13 protein-coding genes and 1 pseudogene are annotated in these 15,526 nt (G+C 71.7%); 10 read left to right on the top strand and 4 right to left on the bottom strand.

Going from position 1 to position 15,526, the window contains the following annotated elements:
• Positions 1 to 20: 20 nt before the first annotated feature.
• The 3 genes from ACZ63E_RS37610 to ACZ63E_RS37600 are packed head-to-tail and all read left to right on the top strand — an operon-like array spanning position 21 to position 2,297.
• On the top strand, positions 21 to 1,229 hold the full coding sequence (locus ACZ63E_RS37610; RefSeq protein WP_465341091.1) for a cytochrome P450: 1,209 nt from the start codon (positions 21 to 23) through the stop codon (positions 1,227 to 1,229).
• A 33-nt stretch (positions 1,230 to 1,262) separates the two neighbouring features.
• Positions 1,263 to 1,652 (top strand): hypothetical protein, encoded by a 390-nt coding sequence (locus ACZ63E_RS37605; RefSeq protein ID WP_395922494.1) that lies wholly within the window; start codon positions 1,263 to 1,265, stop codon positions 1,650 to 1,652.
• Positions 1,653 to 1,655: 3 nt separating this feature from the next.
• Entirely contained in the window at positions 1,656 to 2,297 is a 642-nt protein-coding gene (locus tag ACZ63E_RS37600) for a LuxR C-terminal-related transcriptional regulator (protein ID WP_465341090.1), read from the top strand.
• 397 nt (positions 2,298 to 2,694) lie between these two features.
• Here ACZ63E_RS37600 and ACZ63E_RS37595 read toward each other — a convergent pair whose 3' ends face one another.
• The 4 genes from ACZ63E_RS37595 to ACZ63E_RS37580 all read right to left on the bottom strand — a co-directional run bounded on the left by ACZ63E_RS37595 (position 2,695) and on the right by ACZ63E_RS37580 (position 7,336).
• Positions 2,695 to 3,156 (bottom strand): GNAT family N-acetyltransferase, encoded by a 462-nt coding sequence (locus tag ACZ63E_RS37595; protein WP_465341088.1) that lies wholly within the window; start codon positions 3,154 to 3,156, stop codon positions 2,695 to 2,697.
• A 67-nt stretch (positions 3,157 to 3,223) separates the two neighbouring features.
• Positions 3,224 to 4,372 carry a S53 family peptidase gene (locus ACZ63E_RS37590; protein ID WP_465341087.1) on the bottom strand — a complete coding sequence of 383 codons (1,149 nt, stop codon included), beginning with the start codon at positions 4,370 to 4,372 and terminating at the stop codon, positions 3,224 to 3,226.
• 14 nt (positions 4,373 to 4,386) lie between these two features.
• Positions 4,387 to 6,498 carry a hypothetical protein gene (locus ACZ63E_RS37585; protein WP_465341085.1) on the bottom strand — a complete coding sequence of 704 codons (2,112 nt, stop codon included), beginning with the start codon at positions 6,496 to 6,498 and terminating at the stop codon, positions 4,387 to 4,389.
• Between the two features lie 112 nt (positions 6,499 to 6,610).
• A complete protein-coding gene (locus ACZ63E_RS37580; RefSeq protein ID WP_465341084.1) occupies positions 6,611 to 7,336 on the bottom strand; it encodes a FadR/GntR family transcriptional regulator in 726 nt (241 codons plus the stop codon).
• A 142-nt stretch (positions 7,337 to 7,478) separates the two neighbouring features.
• Here ACZ63E_RS37580 and ACZ63E_RS37575 point away from each other — a divergent pair, with 142 nt between their 5' ends.
• The 7 genes and pseudogenes from ACZ63E_RS37575 (at position 7,479) to ACZ63E_RS37545 (ending at position 15,524) form a co-directional block, all read left to right on the top strand.
• Positions 7,479 to 9,077 (top strand): ABC transporter substrate-binding protein, encoded by a 1,599-nt coding sequence (locus ACZ63E_RS37575; protein ID WP_465341083.1) that lies wholly within the window; start codon positions 7,479 to 7,481, stop codon positions 9,075 to 9,077.
• Between the two features lie 12 nt (positions 9,078 to 9,089).
• Complete coding sequence (locus ACZ63E_RS37570) at positions 9,090 to 10,049, top strand: ABC transporter permease (RefSeq protein ID WP_465341082.1); 960 nt, start codon at positions 9,090 to 9,092, stop codon at positions 10,047 to 10,049.
• The gene (locus ACZ63E_RS37565; RefSeq protein WP_465341081.1) at positions 10,046 to 11,950 is read left to right on the top strand and encodes a dipeptide/oligopeptide/nickel ABC transporter permease/ATP-binding protein; all 1,905 of its coding nucleotides are present in this window, start codon (positions 10,046 to 10,048) and stop codon (positions 11,948 to 11,950) included. Before ACZ63E_RS37570 ends, ACZ63E_RS37565 begins: the two co-directional genes overlap by 4 nt.
• A complete protein-coding gene (locus ACZ63E_RS37560) occupies positions 11,947 to 12,885 on the top strand; it encodes an oligopeptide/dipeptide ABC transporter ATP-binding protein (protein WP_465341080.1) in 939 nt (312 codons plus the stop codon). Before ACZ63E_RS37565 ends, ACZ63E_RS37560 begins: the two co-directional genes overlap by 4 nt.
• The gene (locus ACZ63E_RS37555) at positions 12,885 to 13,808 is read left to right on the top strand and encodes a dihydrodipicolinate synthase family protein (RefSeq protein WP_465341078.1); all 924 of its coding nucleotides are present in this window, start codon (positions 12,885 to 12,887) and stop codon (positions 13,806 to 13,808) included. Before ACZ63E_RS37560 ends, ACZ63E_RS37555 begins: the two co-directional genes overlap by 1 nt.
• Positions 13,808 to 14,647: pseudogene (locus ACZ63E_RS37550) on the top strand (beta-galactosidase); the annotation flags it as partial. The gene ACZ63E_RS37555 and the pseudogene ACZ63E_RS37550, both read left to right, overlap by 1 nt.
• Before the next feature lie 121 nt (positions 14,648 to 14,768).
• Positions 14,769 to 15,524, top strand: coding sequence for a beta-galactosidase (locus ACZ63E_RS37545; RefSeq protein ID WP_465341077.1), 756 nt, complete (start codon positions 14,769 to 14,771; stop codon positions 15,522 to 15,524).
• Positions 15,525 to 15,526: the final 2 nt, after the last annotated feature.

Raw genomic sequence — 15,526 nt, 5'->3', positions numbered from 1 at the left:
CGCGCCCGGGAGGAGACCCCATGACCGCGACCACGGACACCCCGCGCCTGCCCTTCGCGCGGCCGAACGTCCTGGAGATCGCCCCGCTGTTCGGGGTGCTGCGCCGGGAGGGCCCGGTGGTGCCGGTGACCACTCCGGCGGGCGACCCGGCCTGGCTGGTCACCGGGTTCGAGCAGGTGCGCGCCGTCTTCACCGACCCGCGGTTCGGCCGCTCGCACCCGGCGCCGGAGGAGGCGTCGGCGTTGTCGTCCGCGGCGATTCTCAGCCGGCCGCAGGGTGACCACGAGACCGAGCACGTCGAGCACGCGCGGATGCGGCGGATGCTCGTGCCCGCGTTCTCGGCCAACCGGATCCGCCGGCTCACCGGGCACGTCCAGGAGCTCGCCGACGGCTGTTTCGACTCGATGGAACGTGCCCGGGGTGGCGGTGAGCCGGTCGACCTGCACGAGCACCTCTCGTTCCCGTTGCCGGTGCTGGTGATCTGCGAGCTGCTCGGCGTCCCGTATGAGGATCGGGACACGTTCCGCGTGCTGTCGGACCGGATGGGCCGGATGGACATCGGCGACGGCGCCGAGGCCGCGCTCCAGGAGTTCGCGGCCTACATGGGCCGGCTCGCCGCGGCCAAGCGGCGCGAGCCCGGGCAGGACGTCGTCTCCGACATGGTGCGGGCCCAGGCCGAGGACCCGGCGTTCACCGACGACGACCTCGCGAAGCTGGCCGCGGGCCTGCTGTTCGCCGGCCACGAAACGACGTCCAACCGCATCGACCTCGGCGTGCTGTACCTGCTGACCGACCTCGCCCGGCGCGACGCGCTCGCCGCCGACCCCGACGGCCGGGTGCACGGCGTCGTCGAAGAGATCCTGCGGATGTCCGCGCCCGGCGGGCTCGGGGTGCTGCGGTACGCCCACGACGACGTCGAGCTCGGCGGGGTGACGGTCGCCCGCGGGGACGCCGTCGTCCTGTCGCTGGCCGCCGCCAACCGCGACTCGGCGGTGTTCGACGACCCCGAGTCGTTCGACCCGGACCGGAAGCCGAACGCGCACGTCGCCTTCGCTTACGGCGGCTGGTTCTGCATCGGCGCGAGCCTGGCGCGCACCGAGCTGCGGGTGGTGTTCGGGTCGCTGTTCCGGCGGTTCCCTGGCCTGCGGCTGGCCGCTTCGGTGGATGAACTGGAGGTGCGGGCGAACCGTGTCACCGGGGGAGTGGACCGCGTGCCGGTCCTCTGGTAGACCTGCGGCGGCGGCAGAGGAGAACGGGACAGCATGACCCTGTGGGACAAGCTCGGGATGGACGACAAGCTCGTCAAGGTGCTGCAGGAGATCCCGCCGGGCCCGGACGCGGGGGACTTCGGGCCCGCGTACGTCACGATCCACCAGCTGGCCGTCGAGCTGGACCAGCGGTTCCCGGAGGTGCGCAAGCAGCTGGACGTCCCGCTGGGCGGCGGCGCCACCCGGCACGCCGGGCTCGTGGAGCTGCTGGGCAAGGAGCTGGTCGACAAGATCAAGCGCTACGGCGACGTCTACCCGATCGAGGCCGCGCAGCTGTCTTCGGTGCGGTTCCGCGAGCTGCGCCTGCGTGGCCCGGGCGGCCGCGACCTGGTCGGGGCGTCGCGCGCCGACCTGCCGTTGATCCGCCTGCGGCCCAAGGACTGACCGGTGCTCCCACCGCCGCCGGTCCGGGTCCTGGTGGTCGAACGCGACGCCGGCGTGCGGGACCGCCTGAGCGCGATCCTCGCGGAAGCGGACGGCATCGAGGTGGTCGGCGCGGTGACCGACGCGACGGCGGCCAGGGTCACCCTCCGCCGGAGGTTGCCCGACGTGGTGCTGCTGGACCCGCGCCTCGGCCCGCTGGGCCCGGTCACCCGCCGCCCGGCGGTGGTGGTGCTGGCGACGTTCGACTCCGAGACGGGAATCCTGCGCGCGCTGCGGGACGGCGCGGCGGGGTTTCTGCTGCGGTCGGCTCGGCGGAACGAGGTGATCAAGGTGGTCCGTCTGGCGGCGGACGGGCACGTGGTGCTTTCCCCGGATGCCTCGCGTCGCCTGGTGTCTGCGGCAACTCGGTTGTCGGGGCCCCGGGATGAGCGGCTGGCGCAGGTGGACCGGCTGACGGAGCGCGAGAGGGAAGTGCTGGTCGGAATCGGGTCGGCGCTGACCAACGCGGAGATCGCCGAGCGGCTGGGGCTGGCGGAGCCGGTGGTGCGCGGGTGTGTGGCGCAGGTGGTGCGGAAGCTGGGGTGCGCGCATCGGACGGAGGCCGGGTTGCTGGCGTATGAGCGGGGCTTGTGCCGCCCGGGTTGAGGTGGTCTGGGGGATCGTGCGGGGACACAGTGAACCTACGGGACCCGGTTGGCGCGGTGCGCCTGCGCCGCTCGGCTGAGGCGGCTGGCGGTGTGGGCATACTCGACGGGCGGAGTGCTGGCTGCGGCCTTCGCTGGTGCGGCGAGGCTGCGCCGCTCGAGGTTAGTGCGGCGGCGATGTGGGCGCGTTCGGCCGGCTGTGCCACATTGGCGGCGCGGTGCGCCTGCGCCGCTCGGCTGAGGCGGCTGGCGGTGCGGGGAGCGCTTGCTCGGCTGGGCCTTGGGCTGTGCCGCCTGTCAGCGAGAGAGCAGGGCCTCGACCGGACGTAGTGAATGACTCATCCATGACGTCTGGTGTCATGAATGAGTCATTCATGGCAGCCTGGCCGAAGGCTTGCTCAGCCGGGCTCTGTCTGCAGCAGCTTGGCCGATACCGCGAACCCGCGCCGCTCATACGCCGGCACCGCTCTCTCCGAGGAATGCACCGTCACGCGCTCCAGGCCCAGTTCCGCCGCCAACTGCAGCACCGCCTCGATCAGCCGGCCGCCGAGGCCGTTGGCGCGGGCTTCCGGTGCCACGTATACGCACTGCACATCTCCCGCGGCGCGGGTGAACTCGCGGGGCGTTGGCACCCTCGCCGTGATCGCGAGGAACGCCATTCCCGTCACCTCGCCGTCGCGCATCAGGACCAGGCAACGGTGAGTCGGCGTGTTCTCCCGGGCCCACGCCGCGAATTCGCGCACGAACTCCTCTTTGCCCGCGTCCGTCAGGCCGTCCTGCTCGGCCACCCAGCGCCAGCGCAGGCGCGCGACCGCTTCGAACTCGTCGGCGCCTGCCGGGCGGATCTCGATCTTCGGCACTCCTCGATTCTGGCAAAGCCGCTCCGCCGGGCGCATCCCCGGCGGAGCGGCTCCGGTCAGAAGCCGATCAGAAGCCGATCAGGCCGTTCGGCACTCCGACGCCCGTTGGCGCGTCATAACCCGGGCCGGCCACGCACAGGTAGTCGCCGCCGCACTTCTTGCCTGCTCCCGTCGGGTCGTTGTGGCCCGTGGTGATGTCCACGAACTGTGACGCGTGCGCGTACAGGTCCGCCGGGCCCGCCGCTCCCGCGCGGCCCGAGCGGCCGTACAGCCCGGCGACGAACGGCGCCGACGCGCTTGTCCCGTTCACCGGGAGCCAGTCGCCCGCGTCCGCGTTGAAGATCGCGATGCCGTCCGCGGCCGCCGCCACGTCCGCGACCGTCCGCTTGCCGCAGTGGATGTCCTTCTGCCACTTCGGTTTGGGGATGTAGGCCGAGCAGCCGCTGCCGCCGTACTCCCACGCCGACTCCGCCCAGCCGCGCGCGGAGTCCGGGTCGCGGGCGAGCGTCGTCCCGCCGACCGCGACCGTCGACGCCAGCACCGCCGGGTAGCTCGCCGACGTGAACCCGAAGTCGCCGGACGAGGCGACCACGGTGACCCCCGGGTGCTGGTAGTGGCTCGCGTACGCCAGCGGCGCACCGCTTTCCCGCGCGCCGTAGCTGTTCGACACCACCTTCGCGCCCAGCCGGACCGCGGTGTCCTCCGTCTCCGCCAGGTCGGCGAACCCGGGCGTGTTGCCTTCGACGACCACGATGCGGCACGACGGGCACGCCGCCGACACCATCGAGACGTCCAAAGTGGACTCGATGGCCCAACCGAAGTCGGCCGGCGGCAGGGGAGCCGCGGCGCCCTGCTGGTTGACCTTCGTGAAGCAGCCGTTCGCCGTTGTGCACGGCGGCAGCCCGTACTGCGCCCGGTACGCGGCCAGGTCCGCTTCCAGGTTCGGCGCGTCGTAGGCGATCGAGATGCCGACGACGGTCCCCGGCCCCGGATCGGACGGCAGCCGGTACGCCGACGCCAGGTCGTCGGCACCCCAGCCGGCCGGGCCGTCGGCCAGGCCGCGCACCGAACCCGGTGTGTACGTGGTCAGGCAGCGGAGCACGCCGGGCCGCTCGGGACACGCGGCGCGCGGCACCGGAGCGGCCGACGCGACAGGCGCGAACACGCCGACGGCGACCACGGCGGCGCTCAGGGCGCCGATGATCGATCTGTGCACAGTGGACACTCCCCTCAGGACGTATAGATGTGGTAGGCGGCGGTGATCGACTCGGCGATGGTCGCCCCCGCGGCGTCGGAAGCTGTGACGCGCAGCGAGACGTCCCCGCCGCGGAACGCCTCCGTGGTCGCGGTGAAGTCCGCGTGGAAGACGCCGCCACCACGAGCGGTGACGGTCGCGTCCCGCCAGGTCGTGCCGTCGGTCGAGTACTGCACCGTCGCCGCGGTCACCGGGGAACCCGTGCTCTGCTGCAGGTGCCCGACCGTCAGGTCGAGGCCCTGCGGCCCGGAGACCGTCGAGCCGTCCGGCCGCAGCCCGGCGACGGCGTATCCCAGCGTCAGCAGGGGTTCGACCGTGCACGCCCGGTCCGGGCCGCGCGCGCAGGACAGGGCCGGCGGGAGCGTGCCCTCGGTGTGCTGCGACGGCCACGTCCACTCGGTGTGCGTCGCTGTGCTCTGCCGGTACATCGGGCCGGTGCGCCCCGCGTCGATCGTGAGCCCCAGTGTCGACGGCCCGGCCGCGACCTCCTGCGCCAGCGAAAGTTCGGGCGCGCCCACCGGGCTGCCCTCGGCGATCGTCGCGCCGTCCTGGGTCAGCGTGTAGTGCCCGGTCATCGTGTCCGTCGGCTCACCGGAGAAGCCGAACCCGGTGTGCCCGGGCTGGTTGTCGCTGAACGGCGTGATCGACAACCGCAGCAGGTCGCCGGCGCGGGTCGCGGCCGGGATCACCGGCGCGCTGCCGTCGGACAGCGGCAGCAGCGCGACGTCACCCGCCGGGTGCAGCGGGAACCTGTTCCAGTCCTCGGTGACCGTGGTGCCGCCGGTGTAGACGTGGAACGGCTCGTACTGCCCGCCGGCCCAGGCCGGGAACGGCGCGGGCACGACGTACTTCGAGAACCCGCCGAACCAGCGCAGGTCCGGCGCGGCGGAGACGTACTCGGTCTGCTTCCGGGGCGTCTCGATCAGGTGCGACCCCCGGCCGCTGCTGTCCTCGAAGGCGAACATCCCGCTGCGCTGGCGACGGCCGAGCGTGGCGAACTCGCTGAAGTACGTCGCGTTCACCGCGGCGACGTCCTGCGCCGTGATGACGTACCGCTGCTGCGGAATCGTGCCCACGCTCGCCTTCTGCAACACGTATTCGTACGGCGTGCCCGGCCCCGGCGGGGACACGAGCCTGCTGTACGGGTACGTCTGCAGCGCCCCGGTGCGCACCGGGACCGGCGACGGCGACACCGCGATCGGCACACCCGGACCGGCGTCGAAGTCGACGGCCAGCGCCGGCCCCGTCTTCGCCGCCCTCCGCAAGAAGAACCCGGTGTCGTCCAGCAGCGCCGGTCGCGGGGTCACCCAGGTCAGCTTGCTGTTAGCACGGGAAGCGTCCACCCGGACCGTCTTGTCCGCCTTCACCGCGAACTCCGGCTGTGTGCTGAAGCGCACCTCGGTCGGGTTGCCGTCGGCGTCGGCGGTCCAGAAGAGCCCGAGCGCGCTGTAGTTCCCGTCCGGCGCGCTGAACTTCGCCGTGCCGCCCGAGAAGTAGTTGAGACTCTCGTTCGGGTCGAGCAGGTTCCCGTCGTCGGTGTTGTAGAGGAAGGCGACGCCGGTGTCGGCGGGCTTGCCCGCGATGTCCTTGGCGTCGACCGACACCGTGCGCATCACCGAGCGGGGCTGCACGGCCCGCCGCTGCGGTGCCCCCGAGAGCGCGAAGCTTTTACCCCCGGCGAAGAGCCCCTGACCCCCGAAGCGGCCCTTCGCGTTGTCTTCCTTGAACTGCTTGGCCAGCGCCGCGCCGAACGTCGACGGGTCGACCGGCGCCGAAGCGCCGGCCAGCAGCGCCTGGACGTCGAACAGGCTGAGATCCAGCCCGCGCCCCAGGTAGGGGAGCGCGGTGCCGGGGACCTCGTAGTCGCGTTCGCCCAGCCGCAGGTGCACCAGCGCCCGCGCCATGCCCTTCCCGGCGGCCGGCTCGACTTCATAGTGGAACCGGCCGTCCGTGCTGGTCCGGACGGCGATCCGCTCCCCGGTGGGCAGAACGGCGCTGGTCGCGGCGACCGCGGCCGGCGGGGCGAGCCCGGCCAGCCCCGCCGCACCGGCGAGCAGGACCGCGAGCACCGAAAGTGTTCTTCGCACTGGCACCTCCGTGTGGTGGTTGATCACCACTACCGACGAGCCGGACGCCGAACCCGTTGAGCCCGGTTCTCGATCTTTCGGAAGTTACCTCGATCGGGTCAACGACCCAGAGTCAGGAATGGGCCGCGGGCACCGGCCGAGCGACGCCGAAACCGCCGTACGGACCGGCTTTCGCGCGCTTGCGTACCTCGTCGAAGTGCCGGTGCACGGCTTCGGCGGCCGCATCGGCGTCACGCAGCACCAGGGCGTCGACGATCGCCTGGTGGCGTTTCGCGGTGGCCGTCGCCGACGACGCCGGGCCGCCGAGCTCGCTTTCGGCGATCCGGTAGACGTCCCAGAACAGCCCGGTGAGCTCGCGGGCGAGGTCGAACCCGGCCTCGGCGCAGATGAGGTCGTGGAACTCGCGGTCGGCCTCCGCGGCGTCGGGGCCCTTGCGCTTCATCCGCGTGACGCAGGCCTGCAGGTCTTCGACGAGCCCGGGCCGGTGGTCGGTGGCCACGCGGCGGGTCAGCTCGGTCTCGAGCATCTCCCGGACCTCCAGGAGGTCACGCAGCCGCCCGACGTCGGTCGCGCCGCGCGCGCGGGTGCGGAACAGCAGCCACGTCTGCAGCGACTCCGAACCGGCCGAACCGACGAACGTGCCGTAGCCGTGGCGGATCTCGACGATGCCCAGGGCCTGGAGGGCCTTGATCGCCTCGCGGATCGAGTTGCGGCTGACGCCGATGTCCTCCATCAGGCTCAGCTCGGTGGGCATGGGCGCGCCCGGCGGGAGCTCCCGCTCGACGATCAGGTCGATGATGCGCTTGGTGATCTCTTCGCTGCGCTGCGGACGGGCCACTGCTGTCCTCCCCGGATGCGTCGTGAGAGGACATCCTACGTCATACGTCCAGAAGGGTTGACCGGCACGCGAACCCATCCTAGGCTCACGCCGGTCATAGGACGTCCCATGTCCTACCGTTCGAGGCCAGCCGGAGACACCGATGTCCCAGAGCCCGTCGCTCAGCCGCCGCCAGTTGCTGCGCTACACCACCTTCGCCGGGGCGGCCTTGGCGTTCCCGACCGTGCTCGCCGCGTGCGGCGGGCCGGCGTCCACCAACAAGACCGGCAGCTCGACCGGCTCGCTGACGGCCGTGATCGGCTACGGCAACAACCAGACCTGGGACCCGCTGCAGACCGCGTCCGCGTTCTCGATGGCCGCGATCCTGCACTGCTACGAGTCCCTCGTGGAGGGTGACCCGATCACCCGCGCGCCGTTCCCGGGCCTGGCGAAGGCGCTGCCCGCCGACCCGGGCGGCACCAGCCTGAAGTTCGACCTCCGCGACGGCGCCCAGTGGCACGACGGGCAGCCGGTGACCGCGGACGACGTCGTCTTCACCTACGCCCGGGCGCTGGACGACCAGGAGAACGTGCTGATCCACAGCTTCTTCTCCACGTGGCTGAAGCAGGTCCGCAAGACCGGCGACCGGTCGGTCGAGTTCGTCCTCGAGTTCCCCTTCCCGTACGCGCTGCAGCGCATCCAGTGCTGCAAGATCGTCCCGAAGCACGTCTACGACGGCAAGTGGGACGACGCCAAGGGCGGCAAGGTCGTCGGCTCCGGCCCCTACAAGGTCGTCGAGCAGGCCCCGCTGTCCCACACCAGTTTCGAGAAGTTCGCCGCCTACAACGGCCCGCGCCCGGCCGCGTACGACAAGATGCTCTGGAAGTCCATCGTGGACTCGGCCCCGCGCGTCGCGGCCATCTCCGGGGCGACGCCGGACGCGCAGATCGCCGAGAACATCCCGGCCGCCAACGCCGAGCAGCTCCGCAAGGCGGGCCGGACGGTCGAGTTCGCCGACGGCGGCAACAACCTCTTCCTGCTCTTCAACACCGAGCACCAGCCGTTCGACAGCAACCTCGTCCGGCAGGCGCTGCACTACGCGATCGACAAGAAGAAGATGATCGACATCGGCCTGAAGGGCGCCGGCTCGCCCGGGACGTCGTTCATCAACCCGAAGCTCCCGTCGTCCCAGCCCGCGTCGCAGGACTTCGCCTACAACCCTGACAAGGCGAGGCAGTTGCTCCAGCAGGCCGGCGTCAGCGGGCTGAAGGTGACGCTGTCCACGACGAACACCTCGCTGGTCGCCGACTGCGTCAAGGTGATCAAGGAGGGCTGGGACGCGATCGGCGTCCAGACCACTTTGGACTCCCAGGACACCAAGGCGCTGTTCTCCAAGCTGGACGCGGGCACCGACTTCCAGGTCGTCGCGACGACCAACAACCCGATGCAGTTCGGCAACGACCCGGACCTGCTCATCCGCTACTACTACGACGCCAAGTCGATCCTGACCACCAAGTACGCCCGGTGGACCGGCGCCGACGCCCAGTCGCTGCTCGCCCTGCAGGACCAGGCTGCGGCGGAGACCGATGAGGCCAAGCGGACGTCGCTGAACAAGCAGCTGCTGGACCGGATCTCCGAGCAGGCTGTCATCTACCCGGTCGTGTTCACCCAGCTCGGCACCGCGTGGGACCCGAAGGCGATCACCGGGGTGCACGCCCAGGGCTATCCCGGCATCTACCTGAACCAGGCCAAGCCGGTCTAGGAGGAGAACCCCGTGGCCGTCGTCGTGCGGATGCTGCTCAGCCGCATCCTCGCCCTGATCCCGCTGCTGCTCGGCGTGATCCTGTTCGTGTTCATCGTGATGCGGTTCGCGCCGACCGACCCGGCGCTGGCCGCCTTCGACGGCGCGAACGCCACCGCCGAGCAGCTGCAGCAGTTCCGGCTGGAGAACGGGCTGCTGGACCCGCTGCCGCTGCAGTACGTCCACTTCGTCTGGCACCTGGTCCAGGGCGACTTCGGCACCAGCGTGATCACGAAGCAGCCGGTCGGCGACACGATCGCGACCGCGCTGCCGCTGACCGTCCAGCTCACCCTGCTCGGGCTGGTCATCGCCCTGGTGACGGCGCTGGTGCTCGGCGTGACGTCGGCGCTGTTCCGCAACCGCTGGCCGGACAAGGTGATCCGCGTGGTCACCCTGGCCGGGGTCGCCGCGCCGGCGTTCTGGGTGGCGTTGCTGCTGGTCCAGTGGCTGGCCGTCGGCCAGGGCCTGTTCCCGACCAGCGGTTACGTCAGCCCGGCCGACTCCTTCGGCGGCTGGCTGAACTCGCTGACGCTGCCCGCGGTCTCGCTGGCGCTGCCGGTGGCCGCGCAGCTGACCCGGGTGATCCGGACGTCGATGGTCGAGGAGCTGGACAAGGACTACGTCCGCACCGCGCGCGGCGGCGGGCTGCCGCCGGTCGTCGTGGTCGGGCGCAACGTGCTGAGGAACGCGCTGGTCACGCCGCTGACCGTGCTCGGCCTGCGGGTCGGCTACCTGCTGGGCGGCGCCGTCGTCATCGAGACGATGTTCGCGCTGCCGGGGATGGGGCAGAACATGATCCAGGCCGTCACCGACGGCGACACCGCCAAGGTGCAGGGTTTCGTGATCACGATCGCGATCGGGTTCGTGCTGGTCAACCTGGTCGTGGACGTCCTGTACCTGATCGCCAACCCGCGCCTGCGGAGCCACGCGTGAGGCGCCTGCGCGGGTCCTGGCCCGCTCTCGCGATCCTCGGCGTGCTCATCCTCGTCGCCGTGCTCGGCACGCTCGTCGCGACGCACAACCCGGACGCGCTGAGCACCGACACCGGCGGCCCGAGCGGCGCGCACTGGTTCGGCACCGACACCTCCGGCCGCGACATCTTCTCCCGGCTCGTCGCCGGCACGCGCTGGTCGCTCGCCATCGGCCTGGGGGCGGTGGCGCTCGCGCTCGTGTCGGGGGCGGTGATCGGGGCGTTCGCCGCGACCTCGCACCGCCGGGTGGACGCCGTCATCATGCGGGTCCTCGACGTCATCATGGCGTTCCCGGGCATCGCGCTGGCCGCGGTGCTGGTCGCGGTGTTCGGGCACGGGATCGTCGTGCTGATCCTGGCCATCGGGTTCCTCAACATGCCCGCGGTCGCCCGGGTGATCCGGGCGAACGTGCTGGCCCAGTACGGCGAGGACTACGTCGCCGCGGAACGCGTCATCGGGGCGAGGCGGTTCTTCGTGCTGACCCGGCACGTCGCGATCAACTGCGCGTCGCCGGTGCTGGTGTACTGCACGGTGACGGTGGCCGACGCGATCGTGTTCGAGGCGTCGCTGTCGTTCATCGGCGCCGGCATCCAGCCGCCCGACCCGTCGTGGGGCTCGGTGCTCGCCGACGGCAAGGACCTGGTGCTGACCGGCGGCTGGTGGGCGACGCTCTTCCCCGGCCTGCTCATCCTGGTCACGGTGCTGGCGCTCAACATCCTGTCCGAGCGGATCTCCGACGCCTGGGCCGCACCCTCGGCGCGGGCGGTCAAGGCGGCCGAAGTCGCGAAGGCCGTCGAAGCCCGCGACGACGCCGACACCGCGCCCGTCCTGCCGATCGCCGGGCTGCGGGAAGCGGGGGAGCGGCTGGCCCGCACCGCCCGGTCCCTCGACCACCGCGACACGGTCCTGGAGGTCGACCGGCTGCGGATCGCGTTCCCCGGGCGGCACGAGGGTGTGGACGTCGTCGACGGCGTGTCGTTCAGCGTCCGCGCCGGCGAGGTCCTCGGCCTGATCGGGGAGTCCGGCTGCGGCAAGACGCTCACGGCGTTGTCGATCCTCGGCCTGCAGCCCGCCGGTGCGGAGGTGACGGGCCAGATCCGGTTCGCGCAGCGCGACCTGCTCGCCCTGCGCCCCGGCGAACGCCGCCGCCACCTCGGCCACGACATCGCGATGATCTACCAGGACGCGCTCAGCTCCCTCAATTCGGCGATGACCATCCGGGCCCAGCTCAAGCAGTTCACCCGCCGCGGCGGCACGCGCACCCCGGCCGAGCTGCTCGAGCTGGTCAACCTCGACCCGGGCCGCACGCTGCGCGCGTACCCGCACGAGCTGTCCGGCGGCCAGCGCCAGCGGGTGCTGATCGCGATGGCGCTCTCGCGCGACCCGAAGCTGATCGTCGCCGACGAGCCGACCACCGCGCTCGACGTCACGGTGCAGGCCCAGATCATGGCGCTGCTGCTACGGCTGCAGGAGGAGCTCGGGTTCGCGCTCATCCTCGTCTCGCACGACCTCGCGCTGGTGTCCGAGATCGCCGACCGCGTCGTCGTCATGTACGGCGGGCAGGTCGCCGAGCTGGGCACGACCGCCGAGGTCGTCGGCTCACCGCGGCACCACTACACCCGCGGGTTGCTCAGCGCGGTGCTGTCGCTGGAGGAGAACGAGGCCCGGCTCACCCAGATCAAGGGGGTCGTCCCGGCCCCCGCCGAGTTCCCGGCCGGCTGCCGGTTCGCCGACCGCTGCCCGGCGGCCCGCGCCCAGTGCCGCGAAGAGACCCCGGTCCGCTTCGGCGAGCCCGTCGACCACCTGGTCGCCTGCCACTTCCCGGCGGTCGACCTCGCCCGCGAGAAGGAGGCGACGGCGTGAACCTGCTCGAACTGGACGGCGTCCACGTTGTCCACCGGATCCGCGGCGCGAACCTGTTCGGCCACGACAACGTGTACGCGCTCACCGACGCCCATCTCGTGGTGAACGCGGGCGAGACGATCGGGGTCGTCGGCGAGTCCGGCTGCGGCAAGTCGACGCTGGCCAAGGTGATCGTCGGCCTCCAGCGGCCGACCTCGGGCACCGTGCGCTTCCGCGGAGAGCCGCACGTCTCCGGGCGCGAGGTCGGCATGGTCTTCCAGGATCCTTCGACCGCGCTGAACCGGCGGCTCGCCGTCGCCAGGATCATCCGCGACCCGCTCGACGTGCACCGCGTCGGCACCCCGGCCGAGCGCGACGACCGCGTCCGCGAGCTGATGTCACTGGTCGGACTGCCCGCCAGCGTCGCCGACGCGGTGCCGGGACAGCTCTCCGGCGGGCAGCGCCAGCGGGTCGCGATCGCCCGCGCGCTGGCCCTGCGGCCGGCGCTGCTCGTCGCCGACGAACCGACGTCCGCCCTCGACGTCTCGGTCCGCGCCCAGATTCTCAACCTGCTGCTCGACCTGCGCGAACAGCTGGAGCTGGCGATGGTGTTCGTCTCCCACGACATCCAGACGGTGTCGAAGATGAGCGACCGGATCGTGACGATGTACCTGGGCCGGATCGTCGAGGAGGCGCCGGTCGGGGCCACGGCCCGGCACCCGTACACCCGCGCGCTCTTCTCGGCGACGCCCAGCCTGCTGCACCCCGTCGAGCCGGTCGTGCTCACCGGGCCGGTGCCGTCGGCGACGCACCCGCCGAGCGGCTGCCCGTTCCGCACCCGCTGCCCGAAGGCCACCGACGAGTGCGCGGCCGAGCTGCCGCCGCTCGCCGTGGCCGAGGGCAGGCACACCTACCGATGCATCCATCCCGAGATCCCGACCGGAGTGACCACCTGATGCCGAAGTTCGCCGGAATCGTCCCGCCGCTGTGCACGCCGTTCAACGACGACTTCAGCGTGGACACCGACTCGCTGCGCCGCCACGTCGAGGTCCAGCTCGACGCCGGGGTGCACGGCGTGTTCGTCCTCGGCTCGTCCAGCGAGGTCGCCTTCCTCCCGGACGCCCAGCGCCGCGTGGTCGTCGAGACGACGGTCGACCAGGTCGCCGGGCGCGTCCCGGTGCTCGCCGGCTGTATCGACATGACGACATTGCGGGTCGCCGAGCACATCCGGGCCGCCGAAGCCGCCGGGGCCGACGCCGTCGTCGTCACCGCGCCCTACTACACGCGGACCCACGTCGCCGAGGTCGACCGGCACTTCCGCCTGCTCGCCGAGCGTACGGCGCTGCCGATCGTCGCCTACGACATCCCGGTCGCGGTGCACACGAAGCTCGACGGCGCGATGGTGCTCGACCTCGCCGCCGACGGCGTGATCGCCGGGTTGAAGGACTCGAGCGGCGATGAAGCGGCGTTTCGCTCGGTGCTGCTCGGCAAGCGTGAACGCGGTCTCGACTCCTTCGCCGTCTTCACCGGCTCCGAGCTGGTCGTCGACGCGGCGCTCGCGATGGGCGCGGACGGCGCCGTCCCCGGCCTGGCCAACGTCGACCCCGTCGGGTACGTGCTCATCCACGACCACTTCAGGTCCGGCAACCTCGCCGCGGCCCGCCGCGAGCAGGAACGCCTGCTGAAGCTGTTCTCGATCACCTCGGTGGCGCCGCCGAGCCGGATGGGCCGCGGCTCGGCCGGGCTCGGCGCGTTCAAGGCCGCGATGAAGATGCGCGGCTTCGTCGACAACGCTGTCATGGCGCCGCCACAGCTGCCCCTCGACGACGAGGAGCTGTTGCGCATCAAGGAGAAGCTCGCCGAGGCGGGCCTGCTCTGATGGCCGAAGCCGGCGTCACGATGGTCACCGCGGGGATCTACTCGTGGGCCGCCGTCGAGCCGCGGCCGGGGGAGTACGACTTCGGCTGGTTCGACGACGTCCTGGACGGCCTCGCTGGCGCGGGTGTCCAGAAGTGCCTGGCGACGATGACGGCGTCACCGCCGGCCTGGTTGTCCCACGCGCACCCGGAAATCCTGCCGGTGCGCGCCGACGGCGTCCGGCTCTCACCCGGCGCCCGGCAGCAGTTCTGCCCGTCCAGCCCGGTCTACCGGGCACACGCCGAGCGCCTGGTCGAACAGCTGGCGACGCGGTACGCCGGGCATCCGGCGTTGGCGATGTGGCACATCGGCAACGAGTTCGGCTGCCACGTCCGGGCCTGCTACTGCGACGAGTCCGCGTCGGACTTCCGCCGGTGGCTGGAGGAGCGGTACGGCACGGTCGAGGCGCTGAACGCGGCGTGGACCACGACGTTCTGGTCGCAGCGGTACGACGACTGGGCCGAGATCCTGCCGCCGCGCGTCGCGCCGACGTTCCCGAACCCCGCGCAGCAGCTGGACTTCCACCGGTTCTCCTCCGACGCCGCGCTCGGCTGCTACCTGACCGAAAAGCGCGTCCTGCGCCGGATCACGCCGGGCATCCCGGTCACGACCAACTTCGTCGGCCTGGTGCAGAAGGCGCTCGACTGGCACACCTGGACGCCGCACGAGGACGTCGTCAGCCTCGACTCCTATCCGGATCCGTACGACCCGCGCGCGCACGTCGAAGCCGCGTTCGCCTACGACCTCGTCCGGTCCACAAAGGACCAACCGTGGCTGCTGCTCGAACAGGCCCCCAGTGCGGTGAACTGGCGGCCCCGCAACAGCCCCAAGCCGCCCGGCGCGATGCGGCTCGGCAGCGCACGGCGGCCGCGACACCCGCACGTTCCGCGAAACCGCCGCGCTCGGCCAGGAGCTGGCCCGCGTGCCCGAACTGGCCGGGACGCGCGTGCGCGCCGACGTCGCCCTGCTGCACGACTGGCCGAGCTGGTGGGGCCTGGAGCTGGACTCGCACCCGGCCCGGCTGGACCAGCTCGAGACGCATCTCGCGCACTACGCGCCGTTGTTCGACGCCAACATCACCTGCGACGTCGTCGCTCCCTCGCGCGACTTGTCGGGCTACAAGCTGGTGGTCGTCCCGAATCTTTACCTCCTGGAACAGGCTTCCGCGGACAACCTGCGCGCGTACGTCGCCGGCGGCGGGCACCTCGTGGTGTCGTACTTCAGCGGCATCGTCGACGGCTGCGATCGCGCGTACCCCGGGGGTCACCCCGCGCCGCTGCGGGACGTCCTCGGCCTGCGCGTCGACGAGTTCTGGCCGCTTGACGGGACGGTCTCACTCGATTTCGGCGACGGGACCACGAATTCCGGGGCGATCTGGTCCGAATGGATCGAGCTCGAAGGCGCTGACGTCGTCGCGTCGTTCGCAAGTGGTGACCTGGCCGTGCTGAGCCGCGTCACCGCCGAAGCCGGGGTGACGCCGGTTCTGGCGGCTCCGCCCGGGGTCCAAGCCGTCGTCCGGCGCGGCGGGGAAAGCGCTTACCTGATCCTGCTCAACCACGGCACCGAGCCGGTCACCGTCGACCTGCGCCGCACCGCGCCGGACCTGCTGACCGACCCGTCGCGGCCGGTGGACCAGGTCCGGCTCGCCCCGCGAGGTGTCGCCGTCCTGAAGGGATGAGA

The sequence above is a fragment of the Amycolatopsis sp. NPDC104819 genome (genome assembly GCF_055583145.1).
Note: the sequence above shows the minus strand (reverse complement) of the source record. Positions and strands in the feature narration are given on the sequence as shown.

What these genes read in the sequence shown, in the direction of transcription:
- ACZ63E_RS37610 (WP_465341091.1), top strand. Translation starts at nt 21, where the DNA reads ATGACCGCGACCACGGACACCCCGCGCCTGCCCTTCGCGCGGCCGAAC.
- ACZ63E_RS37605 (WP_395922494.1), top strand. Translation starts at nt 1,263, where the DNA reads ATGACCCTGTGGGACAAGCTCGGGATGGACGACAAGCTCGTCAAGGTG.
- ACZ63E_RS37575 (WP_465341083.1), top strand. Translation starts at nt 7,479, where the DNA reads ATGTCCCAGAGCCCGTCGCTCAGCCGCCGCCAGTTGCTGCGCTACACC.
- ACZ63E_RS37555 (WP_465341078.1), top strand. Translation starts at nt 12,885, where the DNA reads ATGCCGAAGTTCGCCGGAATCGTCCCGCCGCTGTGCACGCCGTTCAAC.